Genomic DNA, 17053 nt, shown 5'->3' with positions numbered 1-17053 from the left:
ATTGAACCATCACTCTCTCGGGATACAGTCCACTCCCTTGCTCTTATAAGTTTGCCAAACACGAAATTTAATTTTTTTGCCGCCCTTCGCCGATACGGAGCCGGTTTTGTCAGAGAAACATGAGTCGTCCGCCGACGCGGCGCAATCCCCACCTCGCTATGTCGTCGGAATCGATCTGGGCACGACCAACTGCGCCATGTGTTACGTCGACACGTCCCAACCGGAGTGGCAGGTCGCCACGTTCCGGATCCCACAGTGGGTCGACCTGGGGCAGATCGAGAAGCGCGAAACACTGCCCTCGTTCCACTACGAATTGACGCCCAGCGAAGCCGGCGGGCAAAACACTGGGCAGAGTACGGCCCAGGAGGGTGGGCTGGGCTGGCAAAGTGACACCGACGCCCGGTCGTCCTGTGTCGGTGTGTTGGCTCGGGATGCGGGCGCGCGTCATCCGGGACGCCGCATCAATTCCGCCAAAAGCTGGCTGTCACACGACGGCGTCGATCGCACCGCCGACTTCTTGCCCTGGCACGGTGATGCCGATGTGCCGCGGATGTCGCCGGTCGCCGCGTCGGCAAAATACTTAGATCACCTGCGCGGGGCCTGGGACGACGCCTTCCCCGACCACCCGCTCAATGAACAAGACGTCGTGATCACGTTGCCGGCCTCCTTTGACGAAGTCGCTCGTGAATTGACGATCAAGGCTGCCAAACAAGCCGGGCTGAAACGCGTCTACCTGATCGAAGAACCCCAGGCCGCGTTCTACGCTTGGATCAATGGACACCGCAAGGACTGGACCGACCTGGTTCGCCCCGGGCAACTGATCCTGGTCTGTGACATCGGCGGCGGAACGACCGACCTGACGTTGATTCGCGTCCGACCGGCCGGTGCGGACAACGATCAAGTTCAATTCCACCGCGTCGCCGTCGGCCGACACCTGATCCTGGGCGGCGACAACATGGACTTGGCGGTCGCCAAGTTGGCCGAAGCGAAACTTAATGCCGACTCCGGCACCGGGCCACCGTCGGCCAGCCAGTGGGACCGCATGGTCCAAGCCGCTCGCTCGGTCAAAGAGTCCATGTTGGATCCGGGACGCGGCGACACGTTCACGCTTCATGTCGCGGCCGAAGGGGCCAAGCTGCTCTCCGGCGCGATCCAGGTCGAACTGACGGCCGACGAAATCGATGCCACGTTGTTGGACGGTTTCTTTCCCCGCGTGAAACTTTCCGATCGCCCGTCCCGCCAGCAAAGTGGCTTTCAAGAATTCGGATTGCCCTACGCCGCCGACCCCGCCGTCACGCGTCACCTGGCAGAATTCCTGAGCGAACATCGCCGCAGCGGCATCGACCAGCAGGATACCGAATCGGCCGATCGGCCCGATCTGGTGCTGTTCAACGGCGGCGTGCTGGCCGCACCGGCCATCCGCCAGCGGATCGTCGATTCGCTGCGTGATTGGTTCGAAAAACCCGGCGAAACCTGGCAACCGCAGGTGCTGGCGTCGCCGCGGTTGGACTTGGCCGTCGCCCGCGGTGCGGCCTACTACGCGATGGTCCGGCGCGGCCAAGGGGTGCGGATCGCAGCCAACCTGGGCCGCTCGTATTACATGCAGGTCCAACACGATCCCCCCGCCGCGTTGTGTTTGATTCCCGGGGACGCCGAAGCCGGCCAGAAATTCCGCGCCGATGACCACCCGCTGCATCTGCAGGTCGGAGCCCCGGTGCAGTTCCCGCTGTGGGTCAGCAGCACGCGACTGGCCGACCGCGTCGGGCAGCTGGTTTCGATCGATCCCAACGAGATGTCGGCGTTGCCGCCGATTTGCACCGCCTTGGTGCGCGGTCGCCGCCGCGAAGAGACGGAGTTGAACGTGTGCATCGAATCCGAGCTCAGCGAGATCGGAACGGTCGGCATGTACTGCGTCGACGCCGAACACGGCAAACGATGGAAGCTGGAATTCGATATCCGCAGCACGCTGGAAACCGACCGGGACGCGCACACCGGGAGCGGTGAAATGGGTGGTGTCGTCGACAGCGACACCGTGGAAGCCTGCGCCGATGCGATCCAGTCGACCTTCGGCGACGACGCCGACGTCAAACCGAACCAAATCGTCAAACGGTTGGAATCGATCACCGAATCGGGCCGCAACGATTGGCCGCCCACGTTGATTCGTGAACTGTGGCAGTTCATGGCCGATCACGAAACCGGACGCCGCAAGACGCCCGCCCATGAAGCGCGTTGGTTGAACCTGGCCGGTTTTTGCCTGCGCCCCGGTTACGGGGTGGCCGTCGACGATTGGCGCGTCCAGCAAATGTGGCGTTTGCTGCACGGACGATTGGCGTTCCCGGCATCGCAGTCACGCACCGAATCGATGATCATGTGGCGGCGGATCGCCGGCGGATTGACCGCCGGCCAACAACAACAACTCGCCGCGCCGATGTTGGCCACGCTGCGCAGCAAGTCCCGGCGGATCGAACCGCACGAGGCCAACGAGTTCTGGCGGTTGGTGGCGTCCCTGGAACGGCTGGACGTGCGGCAAAAGATCGAACTGGGTGACATCGCGCTCAAGGAATTCGGTCGCAAGAAAAACGTCCGACTGCGGCCCGCGTTGCTGTGGGCACTGGGCCGGCTGGGCGGTCGCCAACCGGCCTACGGTCCGCTGAACACCACCGTCCCGGTCGACAAGGCCCAATCGTGGATCGAGTCGCTGATCGCGATCGCCCCGCCCGAGTCCGACGTTCCGCTGACGATCGTTCAACTGGGGCGAAAGACAGGCGATCGCTACCGCGACATCAACGAATCGACGCGCCAGCGAGCTGTCGATTATTTGCGATCCAGGCAGGCGGACGACCACTTCATCAGCCTGATTCGCGAAGGCGGAACACTCGATCGCGACGAACAGACCGCGGTCTTCGGCGACTCGCTGCCCCTGGGCATCCGGCTGGGACGTTAAGTAGTCCAATGCCACCACCTTTATGAGCCGACGGCGCTAGCCGCGGGCCTTGGATTGCCCTTTGAGACTTGTAAGGCCCGAGGCTAGCGCCTACGGCTCAGTTCGTGATCGAAAGTAGGTGGCATTGCGCTAGCGCCGCCCGCACAGTTTGCCAAACCGACATCAACCCAAAACCCGACAATTTCCTTCGATTGAGCGGCCGCCGGACGCCGATTCATCTGGGTGTGAGGTGTGTTTGTTTCGTTTGGCGCTCAAAATCGGTGAGGGTGTGATGCCACTGCGAAAGCTCTGGAATTCGATTCGTGGCAAGTCGGCCACTCCAACAGTCAGCTCCACTCCAGAGACGGGCGACGGCCCCCGGGCGGCGTCCCCGACCAGCGCCGAGCCGCATCCCCGATCTGCTGGCACTCCGGCTTCGCCGACGGCGACGCCGGTTGCGGCTGCCGATCCACCGCGGACGTCGCGAAACACGACCGGCACGGCCACCCGTGATGACAAAAAACTGTTTCGGCGAATCGAATCGCTGTCGGTTCAGTCCGTCTTGGAAGTCTGCGTCGGTGACGGACAGCGGTCGTTGGCGATGCTGCATTCGCTGACGCACAAGGGACACTCCACCCCGATTCACTACATCGCGATCGATGAATTCGAAATGGGCGGCAATGCACTGTCGCTGCGAAACTTCCACAAACAACTGCGTGAATTCCCCGCCAAGGCGCATCTGGTGCCGATGACGATCGACGCCGGATTGGATCGCGTCGTGCGAACCTACGGCCAGGTGGATCTGGTGCTCTGGTCAGCCGCCCAACCGCCCACACCGGCCCAACAAAACGCCCTGACGCGGCTGTGCAAGCCGACCACGATCGTGTTCGCCCAAGAAAACGGCCGCTGGAGCGAGACGCTCACGGGTCTGACGCTCAGCAAGCGCGCCGCCTGATCGCGACCGATTTCAGTCACAATCGCTACCGCTGGCAGTTCCGGAAGAATTTCTGGGATCGGCAGCGTCAATGTTTTGAGCTAGGTTTGTTCGTGCCGACCGGGGCAACTACGTTGTCCCCCCACGGCTCCCGCCCGATCGGGACGCCCAGAGCCGGCTGGGGATCACTGCCGGCCGGGGATCACTGCCGGCTGGGGATCACCGCCGGCCGGGGATCACGAACAGACCTTCAAAACAGATTGAACAGCGATGTGTGGAATTGTCGGATATGTCGGTTCGGATAAAGCAGGCGATTTTCTGCTCAGCGGTCTCCGCCGCTTGGAATACCGGGGATACGACAGCGCCGGCGTTGCGATCCACGGTGGCGAATCGTTTCACATCACCCGCGCCGTCGGCCGAATCGACGCTCTAGCCGGGTCATTGGGCCAAAACCCGGTCGATGGCCCGATCGGCATCGGGCACACCCGCTGGGCCACCCACGGCCCGGCGACGGTGGAAAACGCCCACCCGCACGTCGGCGGCGACGGCGAAGTGATTCTGGTGCACAACGGCGTCATCGAAAACTTTCAAACACTCAAGAACGAGCTGGTCGAGAAAGGTTATGTGTTCCTGTCGGCCACCGACAGCGAAGTCGTCGCGCACCTGATCGCCGAGGGCCTGCGGGTGACTCCCGAAACCCCGGCAGACCCTTCACAGCGCTGCGTCCAAGCGGTGCAGTGGGCGATCGCACAATTGCGCGGCACCTATGGGCTGGTGATCGCCTTTCGCGAACACCCCGACATGTTGATCGCCGCCCGATTCGGCAGCCCGCTGGTGATCGGCATCGGCAACGGCGAATACTTTGTCGCCAGCGATTCGTCCCCGCTGGCCGGCTGCACCGACCGCATCGTCTACATGGCCGACCACCAATTGGCGCTGCTGCGGCGCGAAGGGTTTTCGGTGATGCACCGAGAACAGGGAAAGGTCAACGTCCAGATCCAGCCTTTGGAAGCCGCCGAAGAAGCGGTCAGCCTGCAGGGCTATGACCACTACATGCTCAAGGAGATCTATGAGCAACCCGAATCGTTGAAAAACGCGATGCGTGGCCGATTGGACGAAGAAAACGCGACCGCTGTGTTCGGCGGCTTGAACCTGACGCCGCAACAATTGCGCAGCGTCGAACGCATCATCTTGACCGGTTGCGGCACCAGCTGGCACTCCGCCCTGGTCGGCGAATACCTGATCGAGGAATTGGCACGCATCCCGGTCTCGGTCGAATACGCCAGCGAACTGCGTTATCGCAATCCGCCGATCGAGAACAACACGCTGGTGTTCGGCATCACCCAAAGCGGCGAGACGGCCGACACGCTGGCGGCGCTGCGGGAAACCAAACGCAAGGGACACCGCACGTTGGCCCTTTGTAACGTCGTCGGAAGCTCCATCGCCCAGGCGGCCGACGGCGGCGTCTACTTGCACGCCGGACCGGAAATCGGCGTCGCCAGCACCAAAGCCTACACGTCCCAGTGCTGTGTCCTGGCGATGCTGGCCCTCTATTTCGGCCGCATCCGACACCTCTCCTTCGAAGCCGGGCAAAACATCATCCGCGACCTGCAACGGGCCCCGGGAGCGGTGCAAGAAGCACTCAACTGCAACGAACATGTCAAAGCCGTCGCGGAAAAATACAAGGACGCGACGAACATCTTGTACCTGGGCCGCCAATACAATTTCCCGACCGCCCTGGAAGGCGCCCTGAAACTGAAAGAAATCAGCTACGTCCACGCCGAAGGCTACCCGGCGGCCGAAATGAAGCACGGCCCGATCGCCCTGGTCGACGAACAAACCCCCAGCGTGTTCATCATCCCCCAAGGCACCACGTACGACAAAGTGATGGCGAACATGGAAGAGGTGAAGGCCCGAGGCGGGCCGATCATCGCCGTTGCAAGCAAAGACGACCCGCACATCAATGCCGTCGCCGACGACGTGATCCACATCCCCGACGTGCCCTCGATCATCCAGCCGATCGTGTCCGTCGTGCCGCTGCAGCTGCTATCCTATCACATCGCGCTGCTGCGGGGCTGCGACGTGGACAAGCCGCGAAATCTGGCAAAAAGCGTGACGGTGGAGTAAGTACATTCCACCCAAAGATGCGGTTCTTTCCTTGCGGAATTCGCTTGCGAAATTACGCTCTTGATAATTGTTCAACGACCGTGGGATGATCGCCGTCAACCAGGGGCCAGGACGGGGGCCAAGTCGTCCCGGCGAGCGTTCCATTACTACTTAGGAAACCTTTTCTTTTCGGATGAGAGAGACGATGAATCGCACCGGCCTGACGTTTAATTCTCGCAAAGCACTGATGAACAACATCGGCGAAGCCGCCGGCACCGAAATCGCGAACCTGATCGCCGAAATGGCCGCGGAAATCGAAGAACTACGGCGGACCAAGGTCAACGTGACCCGAATCGTCCCGACCACCAACGTCAATCTGATGGGCCGCAGCGAAGACGCTCTCTAGCCCCGCCGATGCCAGCCCGACGCGTAAGCGAGGGGCCCCACGTGCTCTCTCGCCAGCGTTTGCGGGCCTGAATTGACAGGCAACGGCCACTTCTGCACCGTCCCGCCCCAGGGTGAATAGGACGAATACGACGTACGGGACCTATTTTGTATGTGGGCCCATCGGTCTTCTTTGTCCTATTGGTCCTATTACCGCCCGGCCGAATGCCACTGGGACCTCCGGATGCCATGTTTCACGCACCCTGCCCAGATCGCAGGCACCGTGATGAATTCCTAGACAGGCGCCGCGACCTGCCTGCATCGCCGAACCACCCTGCGGCATCACACTATGGGAATCCTAGCGCCGCTAATTGGCCGCCATCACGCACGTGGCACCGCTACGGCCCAAATCGATCCTTCGTCGCCCCGCCGACCGGCGATTGGCACATGGCATGCAATCTCCTCGGGCAGGGAGGAAGCAGGGATGCACGAGCTTCTAAGGATGGTTGCTTGGGACGTAACGGGGAATTGCGTCTCGGGCTTCAGAGAGTGCTGCCGAGACACCTCGCTGGGCAGAACTTGACGGATGGCTGATGAGTCGGGTGATCTGGTTCCGGTGCCGGATCACCCGACTCCGCCGTTCCGCCTTCGGCAAATAAGAGGTGCGACGCTTGATGCAGTAGTGGACGACGCGAGGAGTCCTCGTCGTTCGCAATCCGAATGGACTCGTCGCCTCGTCCACGACACGAAAACCAAGCTGCGGCGGAATACGAGTGTCCGTCCTTGAACGCCCGTTAGTTTCCGAACGGGTCGCCACCAAAGGGATCGTCACCGCCACCGGCGGGCGCCCCAAACGGATCGGCACCGGCGTCACCACCGAACGGATCGCCGGCGGCCGGTGCCGCGGGTTCGCCGAACGGATTGGAATTGTCGGCGGCGGGCATCCCGGCATCAGCGGCGGCGGCCCCGGCGGGTTCATCATCGGCAAATGGGTTGTCGTCCAAGCCTTCCAAGGCATTGTTGTTTTCAACCTTGGGCTGGCCGTCTGCGAGGGCGGGCCCGTCGTCGGCAAAGGGATCATCGGCGACGGCCGCAGCGGGCGCCGGTGGTGGGGCGGTCCCCATCGCTGCCGGGGCCGCCTTGGGGGCTGCCGCAGCGCCCGGCTGGACGCCCAATTCCTGCATCCGCGCGTCCGAACGCGCCGCCGCGTTCATCATCGCATCGATTCGCGCCGTCTGGCGGATCTGCTCAAGCTTCAAACGGGCCGACCCTTGGAATCGCGACAGCGAGCGACCGACACCGGCTCCGCCACCAGCCCGAGCCTCCATCTCGGCGCCGGCCTGCCAATCCGCCTCGGCCTCCTCCGGCCGCCCTTGTTGGTGGGCGACGATCCCGCGGAAATAATAGGCACGCGGATCACGCGTCCCGCCGCCGATCGCCTGAGTCAGGTAGTCGTACGCCTCGGTGTACTGGCCGGCATAATAGGCGTGCACCCCCCGCCCGTAGATTTCAGCCAACAGCGATTCGTTTTGCGCACTGGCCTGGTGTGAGCCGAGCATTGCTCCGACGAGCGCGAGTGCAGCCAGCGGTGCGAGAAAAGAAGAACGTCGGATCATCACTTTCGGGTCCTCTGCCAATTCGAGCGATTGATTGCGTGCAAAAAGACGACAGCAACCGTGCCGTTAGGTTTGCGTGGCGGCCGACAAGAGAACTCGGCCATTGGAAACAGACCCTCAGGATACTTGTGCCAAGAGGCTCGGGCAAACGGATTTGCGCCGGCGGAGAAGAATTTACGCCGTCGTACAGGTCCGATAGGGACAGGCGCCGCGAATCCCCGGTTGGGCGCAAACCTCCCTGGCGGAGGTGGTGCAGTTCCGAAATCAACCTCCTTCGTTCCCAGGCTCCGCCTGGGGACGGGAGTTTCTGAAGGCTCCGCCTCTGACTGCGCACGGTGTGTGGCGGGAGCCACACCCTCATCGCGTTCCAAGGCGGAGCCTTGGAACGAGCTAACAGGGCTTCGAAATCAACCTCCCTCGTTCCCAGGCTCCGCCTGGGGACGGGAGTTTCTAGAGGCTCCGCCTCTGACTGCGCACGGTGCCTGACGGGAGCCACACCCACATCGCGTTCCAAGGCGGAGCCTTGGAACGAGCTAACAGGGCTTCGAAATCAACCTCCCTCGTTCCCAGGCTCCGCCTGGGAACGGGAGTTTCTAGAGGCTCCGCCTCTGACTGCGCACGGTGTGTGGCGGGAGCCACACCCTCATCGCGTTCCAAGGCGGAGCCTTGGAACGAGCTAACAGGGAGCGACGTCTGACCGGCGACTCATTCCTTCCACAATCGTCAAGCCGCGTCCCTGACCGCAGCCTCGGGCTCCGCGTCCTCCTCCTGACCCCCGCTGTCGTCGGCTGTCCCGACGGACCGTTCGATCAATCGTCCGACTGCCGCCCGCAATGGCGGATCATCGGCAAGGGCCTCGGGTCCGCGAGCAAGATTCGCCTCTGCCTGCTCGGACAGAACGGACTGCTGAATCTTGGACTGCAGCGCGTTGAGTTCAGCCTCCAGCTTCAAGATTTCTCGCCGAGTCGCATCCAAGACTGGCGAATCGACGCCGGACGCTTCGCCGCTGTATGGCGAGTCGCTCGGCAGCGCGGCATCGGGCGGATCGATCCCGACCAGCATCGGGAACGACGCCTCGCGCCAGCGGGCGTCCAGTTTTGCGATCGCGTCGGGTTCCATCGGGATCACGAATCCCGGATCCGGGGTCACGCCCCAATCATCCTGCTCGGTCGCATCGGCGGTTCGATGGATGTTCTTGTTGTTGGGTCGGAAGTACCGCGCGACGGTCAACCGCAAGGCGCTGCGGCCATACTGAAGCGGCATGATTTCCTGCACCGTTCCTTTGCCATAGCTGCGTGTCCCGACGATCAGTGCCCGATGATTGTCTTGCAGACAGGCGGCGACGATTTCACTGGCGCTGGCGGAGTTGGCATCGATCAAGACGGCGATCGGTTTGGACGGATCGACCAACGTCCCGGACGTGGCGGAGTACGAATCTTCGACCTCCCCGCCACGAATCCGTGTGGACACGATCAGCCCCTCGTTCAAAAACATGTCGCTGACGTCACGGGCGGCGTACAGCAACCCGCCGCCGTTGCCACGCAAATCCATCACCAAGGCGTCGAAGTCGTTGTCCAATTCGACCAACACCTGCTCCAATTCACGCACCGTTTTTTCGCCAAAGCTTTTCAGCCGGACATAGGCCACCGAAGGTTCGCTGGCCAACCGGTACACCCAGCGGTTGGACTCGTCACGATGGTCGCCGACGACCGATTCCAATTCGATCGTCGCTCGCTGGACCGTCATCGAATGCGTCTCGTCCGCCCGGCGCACCGTTAACGAAACCGTCGTGCCCGGCGGCCCCTTCAATCGTTCACTGACGTCGGACAACAACATCGTCGACACGTCCACACCGTCCACCTTGATGATCAAGTCGTTCGGCAAGACCCCGGCTCGCAAGGCCGGCGAATTGACCAGCGGCGTGACCACCCGGACCGGCTGGCCCGGTTGCGGCTGGGCCACATAGATTCCGATGCCGGCGAATTCCTGGTGCATGTTGTCCTGAAACGACCGATACGCTTCGACCGCAAAGTAGCCGCTGTGTTCGTCCAACTGGCTGACCACCCCGTCCATCGCGGCCTGAAGCAATTGCTGGCGGTCCACCGGATCGACGTAATTCTGCTCAATCAGCTCGATCGCTTCACCCAAGATGCTGGCCGTCCGGGCATTGCGATAGGTGAAATGACACAGAATGCTGACGACCACCGCAAACAGAATCAGATTGAAGTTGCGTGCTGGCATACGCTGAAACGAATTCGTGAGGGGGGAGAATCGGGCCGAGTGTCCTGGCAAAGCATACGCCAGCACCCTGCCGGCGTCTCTACACACCACCCAAAAACGGAATCGGAATCAACACCGCGTGTTGCTGCACCCAGGTCTGCAGCCCGTCCCAGCTGGTGTATTGCGACAGCGTCACAAACAGCAAATAGATCGCGACGAAGCCCGGCATCAACAATCGCGCCGACCAGCGTGAAACAAAACTCCAGACGCCCGCCGGTTTCACCGTCCCATCCCCGTGATTCTGGGCGATTCGCGCGGCCCGCCGCAGCGCCAACCCCTCGGCCAAACGAGCCGGCAGGATGAAGGCGACGAACATCAACGTCGGCAACCAAACGACCTCACGCGGCGTCGCTTCGATCTTCAACAAGTACAACGGAATCGGCAAGACGACCAATCCCAGCACCATCGCCAACAGCCAGGCCCAAGGCGCGTAGCAAAACAGCCGGCGAACGCGGCGGACGTTAAACAGGGCTCGGAGTCGATTCTGTGCGGCAAACTCAGCCTGCAACATCGGCAGGTACAACAGCACGACGCCCAGCGCGATCAACGCCAGCCCGCCGACCAACCCTGCCAATCCGGTCTCGCCGTTGCGATTGGCGGCGATGATGACCATCGCCGGGATCAACCACACCAGCGTCCCCAACGCCCCACGCAACCCGAGCCAAAAGAAACGCCCCAATTCCAATGAACGGGTGAATTCCCAAAGCTTGTCCGGCAATTCACGATACGTGCTCGGCCGCCAAGCCTGCCGCAACATGCGTTTGGGCTGGGGCCACAAGAAATGCACCAACCGCCCGCCCCGAGCCAGCGCCCAAAGCAGATAGAACACTCCCAAACAAGCAGCGAGAATCGCGGCGGCGCGCAGCAACGTCGCCTGATCGGAACCCGGCGTGATCAGCGACGCAACACTTTCCCAGTGAGCCAACAACTGCACCGGCAAAGAACCAATCACGACGGCCACCACCACCACACCGATCTTGCCCGCGGCGCGCAAATGCGGCAGCGACTCGCGCAGCGTTCCACCTCGCGCCAGCCGCCCGGCGACATCCAGCAGATAGCCGAACGTGATCAGTTGCAAAATCGGAATCGCCGCCAGCACGGCCAAACAGACGATCAACGAAGCCAACGAAAAGACACCGCGGACCAGCCAGGCGATGCCGCCGGCGATCATCCGGATCCATCCCCGAGCCGCCGGCGGTTCGGATCGTTTCAACTCGGACCCCGCGTCCGTCTGCCCGTTGCCTGCCTGGACCATCTCCCCCGCCGTGTCGTTTTCCGGCACAGCGTGCCCCACAACCAAGCTCGGTCGATCCTCAACGGCCAGATCGCCCCGTTGATCCGTTGCGCTGTCGGCGTCCGCGTCGATGTCGGTCGATCGATCGCTGGTTCGTCCCATCACGTCATTGCACACTGACTTGGTCGTGAAACAGTCAACTGCGACTGACAGAATCGCCGCAGCGAAAAAAACTTTGAATCTCTGGCACCTTTCTCGACACTCGACCCAGCTTTCACGCTCGGGTGGAGCGTCGGCTTCAAACCCAGGCTATCCGGTTCGCAAGTCAGATGGGGATTCTTGGCAATCTGAAACGGGAATTCGTTCTTTTTCTTTTAATTCTTGACTTGATTCAGTGCAGCGATCGGTCTGCCGTGAAGCCTGACGCGACGTCAAACACGTTCGCGGGACGCATTTCCGACACCACCCGACAGCGGAATGTTAAGACTGGTAAACCTTGCGGCATCCGTGCGGTGCCATCAAGGGATCCTACTGGTTGTTCCGATTCACTCTCTCGTGCCGGGGATTCCGGCTCCCATGACGATCGAAAACCCGCAACTTTCGATTCTCAAGCGACGCATCCAGTTCTGCTCACCGGGTACGGGGACCTATGCGACCACCGATCCAATCTGCCCCGACCGATGGCCCGACCAGTGGCCGATTCCGCACCGCCACGACCCAATGGCTGCGTCGAATCGGAACCGTCGGCTTCGCCCTTTCGATGATGACCGCGATGGAATCTTCGAGCGTCAGCGCTCAAGATGCGTCGCTGGCGTCGTTCGAACCGGCGACGGTCTCCAGACACGTGACCGATTCCCGGCGCGAAACTCCGACGGTACTGGCCGTCCGCCGGGCCAGCCCCTCGGTCGTCAACCTGCACGGACAAAAGACCATCCGCAACACCGCCGCCGGCATGGCCGGTGCAACCGATGGCGGCGGATTCCGCCAAGTCAACGGGATGGGCACGGGGGTGGTGATCGATCCGCAGGGCTATGTCATCACCAACTACCACGTCGTCGAAGACGTCGACAACATCCGCGTCACACTGCATGACGGAACGGTCACCAGTGCCGAACTGATCGCCGCAAGACCACGAAACGATTTGGCCCTGGTCAAAGTCGATGTCGACAGAGAACTACCGACGGTTCCCCGAGGTACCAGCAGCGATCTGATGGTCGGCGAAAGCGTGATCGCGATCGGCAACGCCTACGGTTACGTGCACACCTGCACCCAGGGAATCATCAGCGCCCTGCACCGCGACGTTCCCGTCAACGACACGCAAGACTACGAAGACCTGATCCAGATCAGTGCCGGGATCAATCCGGGTAATTCCGGCGGCCCGCTGTTGAACATCGACGGTGAGATCATCGGCGTCAACGTCGCCGTTCGCGTCGGTGCCCAGCAGATCGCGTTTGCGATCCCGATCGACCAGGTCGTCGAGATCGTCACGTCGATGATCGATCAGCACAATACACAACGACTCGATACCGGATTGCGAACCAACGGCGGTCCACGCGATGGCGACGGAATCACGATCGCCCATGTCTCCGCTAGCAGCCCCGCCGCACGGGAGGGATTGAAGCCGGGTGACCGCGTGGTCCGCGTTGGTTCGCGGCCGGTCGACGATCGGCTGGACTATTCACTCGCCCTGTTGCAAATGCAACCGGGCCAACCGATCCCGATGGCCGTCGAACGTGACGGCGGCCTGTTGGAACTGGCCGTCGCGACCACACCGGTCGACGCGTCGGAGACCCAACAACCCAGCGATACCGCCTGGGCCGTGATCGGGATCCGCGCCAAACCGGTCAGCCAATCGACGATGAACCGTCTGAACTCGCGGATGCGGACACCCTACCGCGGCGGGCTGTACATCACCGCCGTCCGCAGCGGATCGGCCGCCGCAGAGCAGGGGATCCAAGTCGGTGACGTCTTGCTGGGAATCCACGGCTGGCAAACGGCCAGCATCAGCGACCTGGCAGGCATCCTGGAACACCCCGAGATGAAAAAAGGTCCGCGTGCGAAGTTCTACATCGTTCGCCGCGAACAAACCTTGTACGGACATTTCCAACTCGCCTCCCGCGACGAAAACGTCCGACACTAAACACGCCCGTCTCGATGGCGACTTCGGCATCCTGATCGACCCTCTGAGCGGTCGACACGCTTGCCCCGCAACACAGTCACGCTCGTCCCGGAGTAAGCTTGCAGAAAACCGCTGCAAGCTTACTGACCCAGCCGGGACGAGCGTCTGTTTAAAATGGATCGCATGAAGATTCAATGGCCCCCTCGGCGACCACGCCGCTGTCAATTTGAAAGCTTGCAATTTGAAGGCTTGAGTTCATCTTCGGTTGAAGGCCACCAATGTCGATTCAATCTACGATGGCTCCCTTCTCCCCCGGCTTTGCGGGGGAGAAGGGAGCCATATCTCGCTCCGAACTCGTTGTTCATTGCCAAAGTCGTCCTCCTCTGCGCTACTCTGCTAACCACCACTCGCGACGCACGCGCCCAGCAACCTGCCGGTCCAGATGCCGACCGCATGGTCGCCGTGGCGATTTCGAGCTCCGATTCGGACCACCCGCCTGCCGTCGGCAATAGCGTCCGACGCGTCTGCGACGCCTCCCCGGACGAAAACCTCCCCGCCTGGAACGTCGACGGCTGGCAGGCGTACCAGCGGTTGTGGAATGAATTGGCTGCCGATCCCGATGCCCCGGTGCTCCGGCGCTACCTGGGACTTCCGATCGGATCGGCCGCCGCAAAGTCCACCTTCACGATCAAGTCCTCCCGCGGCCGCAGCGCGCCGCGATGGCTGGGTTGGCGAAGCGGGTCGTACCGTCAAGTCGAAACGCCGCACCTGCAACTGTTCTCCCATGCCGATGAACAGACCACACGTGAAATAGCCACTGATTTGGAACACGTGTTTTGGGTCTGGACGCAGTTGTTCTTTCCACTTTGGGACGGCAGCCAGCAGGTCGCGTTGCACTTGCGAGACGTCGCGGCCGACCAGTCCGTCGCTTCGGCCCTGGCCGACAGCCCGGCGCGGATGTCGTCGCGGCGCAAGTTGCGAGTCGTGTTGCTCAAAGACGCCGACGACTACGCCCGCACGCTGGGCCAATCGACGCCCGGCATCGAGCAATCGACGGGGTTCTACAGCGACGAGCGGCAGACATCGTTCTTCTATCCATCGGCGTCGGCCGACGCGGTCGCATCACGTCGTCACGAATTGATTCACCAGCTGTTCCGCGAATCCACGCGATCGCGGCTGACCGGCGAACTCCCCGGCGCGCGATCCGATTTTTGGTTGATCGAAGGCATCGCCGGCTACTTCGAATCGTTGCACCTGGATCGATGCCTCGCCACGGTGGGCGGATGGGACAGCCCACGATTGCAATTCGCCCGCTACCGCGTCCTCGGCGGTCGCGATCTGATTCCGTTCCAAGAAATGCGAACCGACGGCCATGCCTCGGCACAACAACGATCCGATCTGGCACGCTGGTACGCCAACGCGATCGCCTACACCCATCTGTTTCTCGACGGCGACACCGTGGCCAATCGACGTTGGATCTACCAGCAACTTGCAGCGCTTTACCAAATCCCGATCGACATCCCCGGCGACGGATCGAGTGAAGCACCGGCCCCATCGCCGGCCCCATCGCCAGCCCCATCGCCAGCCCCATCGCCAGCCCCATCGCCAGAACGCGCGTTGGTTGACTTCCTGAAAGTCGATGACCACCAGCTTCGATCCAATCCGACGACGCGCCCCCTCACCCAACTGTGTTTGTCAGGTTGTGAAACCACTTCGTTCGGCCTTGCGTCCTTGCCCGCGACGAGTGACTGGACGTGGATCGATCTGTCGCGGCAACCGATCGCAACCGACGATCTGATTCGGTTTTGCCCGACCCCCGATCGATTGGACCAATTGTCACTCGAAGCGAGCCGAGTCGACGATTCGATCGCACCTTGGCTGAGGCAGGCAACGGGTTTGAGGGAACTGGATCTCAGCTGGACCCGATGTGGTGACCCGACGATCGCGTCACTGGCCGGTCACACGAATTTGCAGACCTTGTGGTTGACCGGCAGCGGTGTCACCGACGCTGCGATTGCGACGCTGGCATCAATCAAGTCGCTCGAATCGATCGACGTTCAACGCACCTCAATCACGAGCGCCGGTTTAGCCAAGCTCAAAACGCTGCGTCCGGATTGCAACGTCAACCCACTTCAGCTGCGTGTTCAATGACCTTTCCCCGATTCTTTACCGCGAAACAAACACTGCCCTCGCACCGCATCGACGACGTGGCGTCCGACGTGACCCGTCAACTCACGGCGCAAGCGGAGCTGGGACAGATCCGGCCGAAACAATCGGTGGCGATCGCGGTCGGCAGCCGTGGCATCGACCGCATCGACGAAGTCACCCGAACCGTCGTGCGTTTGTTGATCGATCGCGGGGCCGAACCGTTCATCGTCCCGGCGATGGGCAGCCATGGCGGGGCGACCGACGCCGGTCAAACCGCCACTTTGGCCGCTTTGGGAATCACGCCCCAATCGGTCGGTTGCCCGATCCAATCTTCGATGGATACCGTGCCCATCGGAACGTGCGCGATCGGACAAGACAGCATCCCGCTGTACTTTGACCGCAATGCCGCTGCGGCCGATCACTTGATCGTGATCAACCGGATCAAACCCCACACCAAGCTGAGCGGTTCGATCCAGAGCGGCATCTGCAAGATGTTGATGATCGGCCTTGGCAAACATCGCGGCGCGATCACCTTTCATCCCGCTTTCAAGTCCTTCGACTATCGGCTGGACCGCATCACCGCAAACGCGATCCCGACGATTCTTGCCGCCACCCCGTTTTTGCTGGGCGTCGCATTGGTCGAAGACGCCCACGACTCGATCGGCCGGATCACGGTGGCGAACGCGGACGAACTGTTGGCGATCGAACCGACGCTGCTAAACACGGCGACCGAGTGGATGCCCAAGCTACCGTTTTCGACGGCCGAATTGTTGATCATCGATCGAATCGGCAAAGAGATCAGCGGCACGGGACTGGACACCAACGTCGTCGGCCGCAAGTGGCACGACAAAATGGCCGGCGACGACGAATGGCCCAAGGTCCAACAGATTTACGTCCGTTCGCTGACCGCAAAGACCGCCGGCAATGCGTCAGGCATCGGGATCGCCGAGTACACTCATCGACGCGTCGCCGAAGAAATCGACCCGGTCAAGACGCGGATCAACTGCATCACCGCCGGCCATCCCACCGCGGCGGCGCTACCGGTCTGGTTCGACAGCGACCGCGACGTGCTGGACGCCGTTTGCGCCCAATCCCCGATTCCCGCCGACCGGCGCCGTTGGCTGCGGATCCCCGACACGCTGGATCTGGAACAGATCCAATGCAGCGAATCCTATCTCGAAGACGCTCGACACGGCGACCATCTTGAAATCGTAAGCGACCCCCAACCGCTCCGCTTCGATGACCACGGCGATTTACTTTGACCCCCGTCATCCTGCCACCCCGTCGTTTTGCCCCCATCGTTTTGCCC

Annotated in this window: 10 protein-coding genes; 7 read left to right on the top strand and 3 right to left on the bottom strand. The window is 61.9% G+C overall.

Annotated features, from left to right (window positions below):
- Window positions 1-106: 106 nt before the first annotated feature.
- The 4 genes from Mal15_RS03725 to Mal15_RS03710 all read left to right on the top strand — a co-directional run bounded on the left by Mal15_RS03725 (window position 107) and on the right by Mal15_RS03710 (window position 6369).
- Window positions 107-2944, top strand: a complete 2838-nt coding sequence (locus tag Mal15_RS03725; RefSeq protein WP_233903262.1) for an Hsp70 family protein — start codon at window positions 107-109, stop codon at window positions 2942-2944.
- A gap of 271 nt (window positions 2945-3215) precedes the next feature.
- The gene (locus tag Mal15_RS03720; protein ID WP_147866530.1) at window positions 3216-3878 is read left to right on the top strand and encodes a hypothetical protein; all 663 of its coding nucleotides are present in this window, start codon (window positions 3216-3218) and stop codon (window positions 3876-3878) included.
- Between the two features lie 249 nt (window positions 3879-4127).
- Complete coding sequence (gene glmS / locus Mal15_RS03715; protein ID WP_147866529.1) at window positions 4128-5984, top strand: glutamine--fructose-6-phosphate transaminase (isomerizing); 1857 nt, start codon at window positions 4128-4130, stop codon at window positions 5982-5984.
- A gap of 184 nt (window positions 5985-6168) precedes the next feature.
- A complete protein-coding gene (locus Mal15_RS03710; RefSeq protein WP_147866528.1) occupies window positions 6169-6369 on the top strand; it encodes a hypothetical protein in 201 nt (66 codons plus the stop codon).
- Window positions 6370-7141: 772 nt separating this feature from the next.
- On the opposite strand, the gene Mal15_RS03705 is transcribed toward Mal15_RS03710, so the two are convergent.
- The 3 genes from Mal15_RS03705 to Mal15_RS03695 all read right to left on the bottom strand — a co-directional run bounded on the left by Mal15_RS03705 (window position 7142) and on the right by Mal15_RS03695 (window position 11639).
- Window positions 7142-7963 (bottom strand): tetratricopeptide repeat protein, encoded by an 822-nt coding sequence (locus tag Mal15_RS03705; RefSeq protein WP_147866527.1) that lies wholly within the window; start codon window positions 7961-7963, stop codon window positions 7142-7144.
- Between the two features lie 723 nt (window positions 7964-8686).
- On the bottom strand, window positions 8687-10204 hold the full coding sequence (locus Mal15_RS03700) for a S41 family peptidase (RefSeq protein ID WP_147866526.1): 1518 nt from the start codon (window positions 10202-10204) through the stop codon (window positions 8687-8689).
- A gap of 79 nt (window positions 10205-10283) precedes the next feature.
- The gene (locus tag Mal15_RS03695) at window positions 10284-11639 is read right to left on the bottom strand and encodes a DUF4013 domain-containing protein (RefSeq protein WP_233903261.1); all 1356 of its coding nucleotides are present in this window, start codon (window positions 11637-11639) and stop codon (window positions 10284-10286) included.
- Window positions 11640-12126: 487 nt separating this feature from the next.
- On the opposite strand from Mal15_RS03695, the gene Mal15_RS03690 reads away from it, so the two are divergent.
- The 3 genes from Mal15_RS03690 (at window position 12127) to Mal15_RS03680 (ending at window position 17006) form a co-directional block, all read left to right on the top strand.
- On the top strand, window positions 12127-13617 hold the full coding sequence (locus Mal15_RS03690) for a trypsin-like peptidase domain-containing protein (RefSeq protein WP_233903260.1): 1491 nt from the start codon (window positions 12127-12129) through the stop codon (window positions 13615-13617).
- 441 nt (window positions 13618-14058) lie between these two features.
- Window positions 14059-15747: a leucine-rich repeat domain-containing protein gene (locus Mal15_RS03685; protein ID WP_147866525.1), complete on the top strand. Its 1689-nt coding sequence runs from the start codon at window positions 14059-14061 to the stop codon at window positions 15745-15747.
- Window positions 15744-17006 carry a DUF362 domain-containing protein gene (locus tag Mal15_RS03680; RefSeq protein WP_147866524.1) on the top strand — a complete coding sequence of 421 codons (1263 nt, stop codon included), beginning with the start codon at window positions 15744-15746 and terminating at the stop codon, window positions 17004-17006. The genes Mal15_RS03685 and Mal15_RS03680 overlap by 4 nt, the downstream gene beginning before the upstream one ends.
- Window positions 17007-17053 lie beyond the last annotated feature (47 nt).

This window comes from Stieleria maiorica, assembly GCF_008035925.1.
Taxonomy (GTDB): Bacteria; Planctomycetota; Planctomycetia; order Pirellulales; family Pirellulaceae; genus Stieleria; species Stieleria maiorica.
Note: the sequence above shows the minus strand (reverse complement) of the source record. Positions and strands in the feature narration are given on the sequence as shown.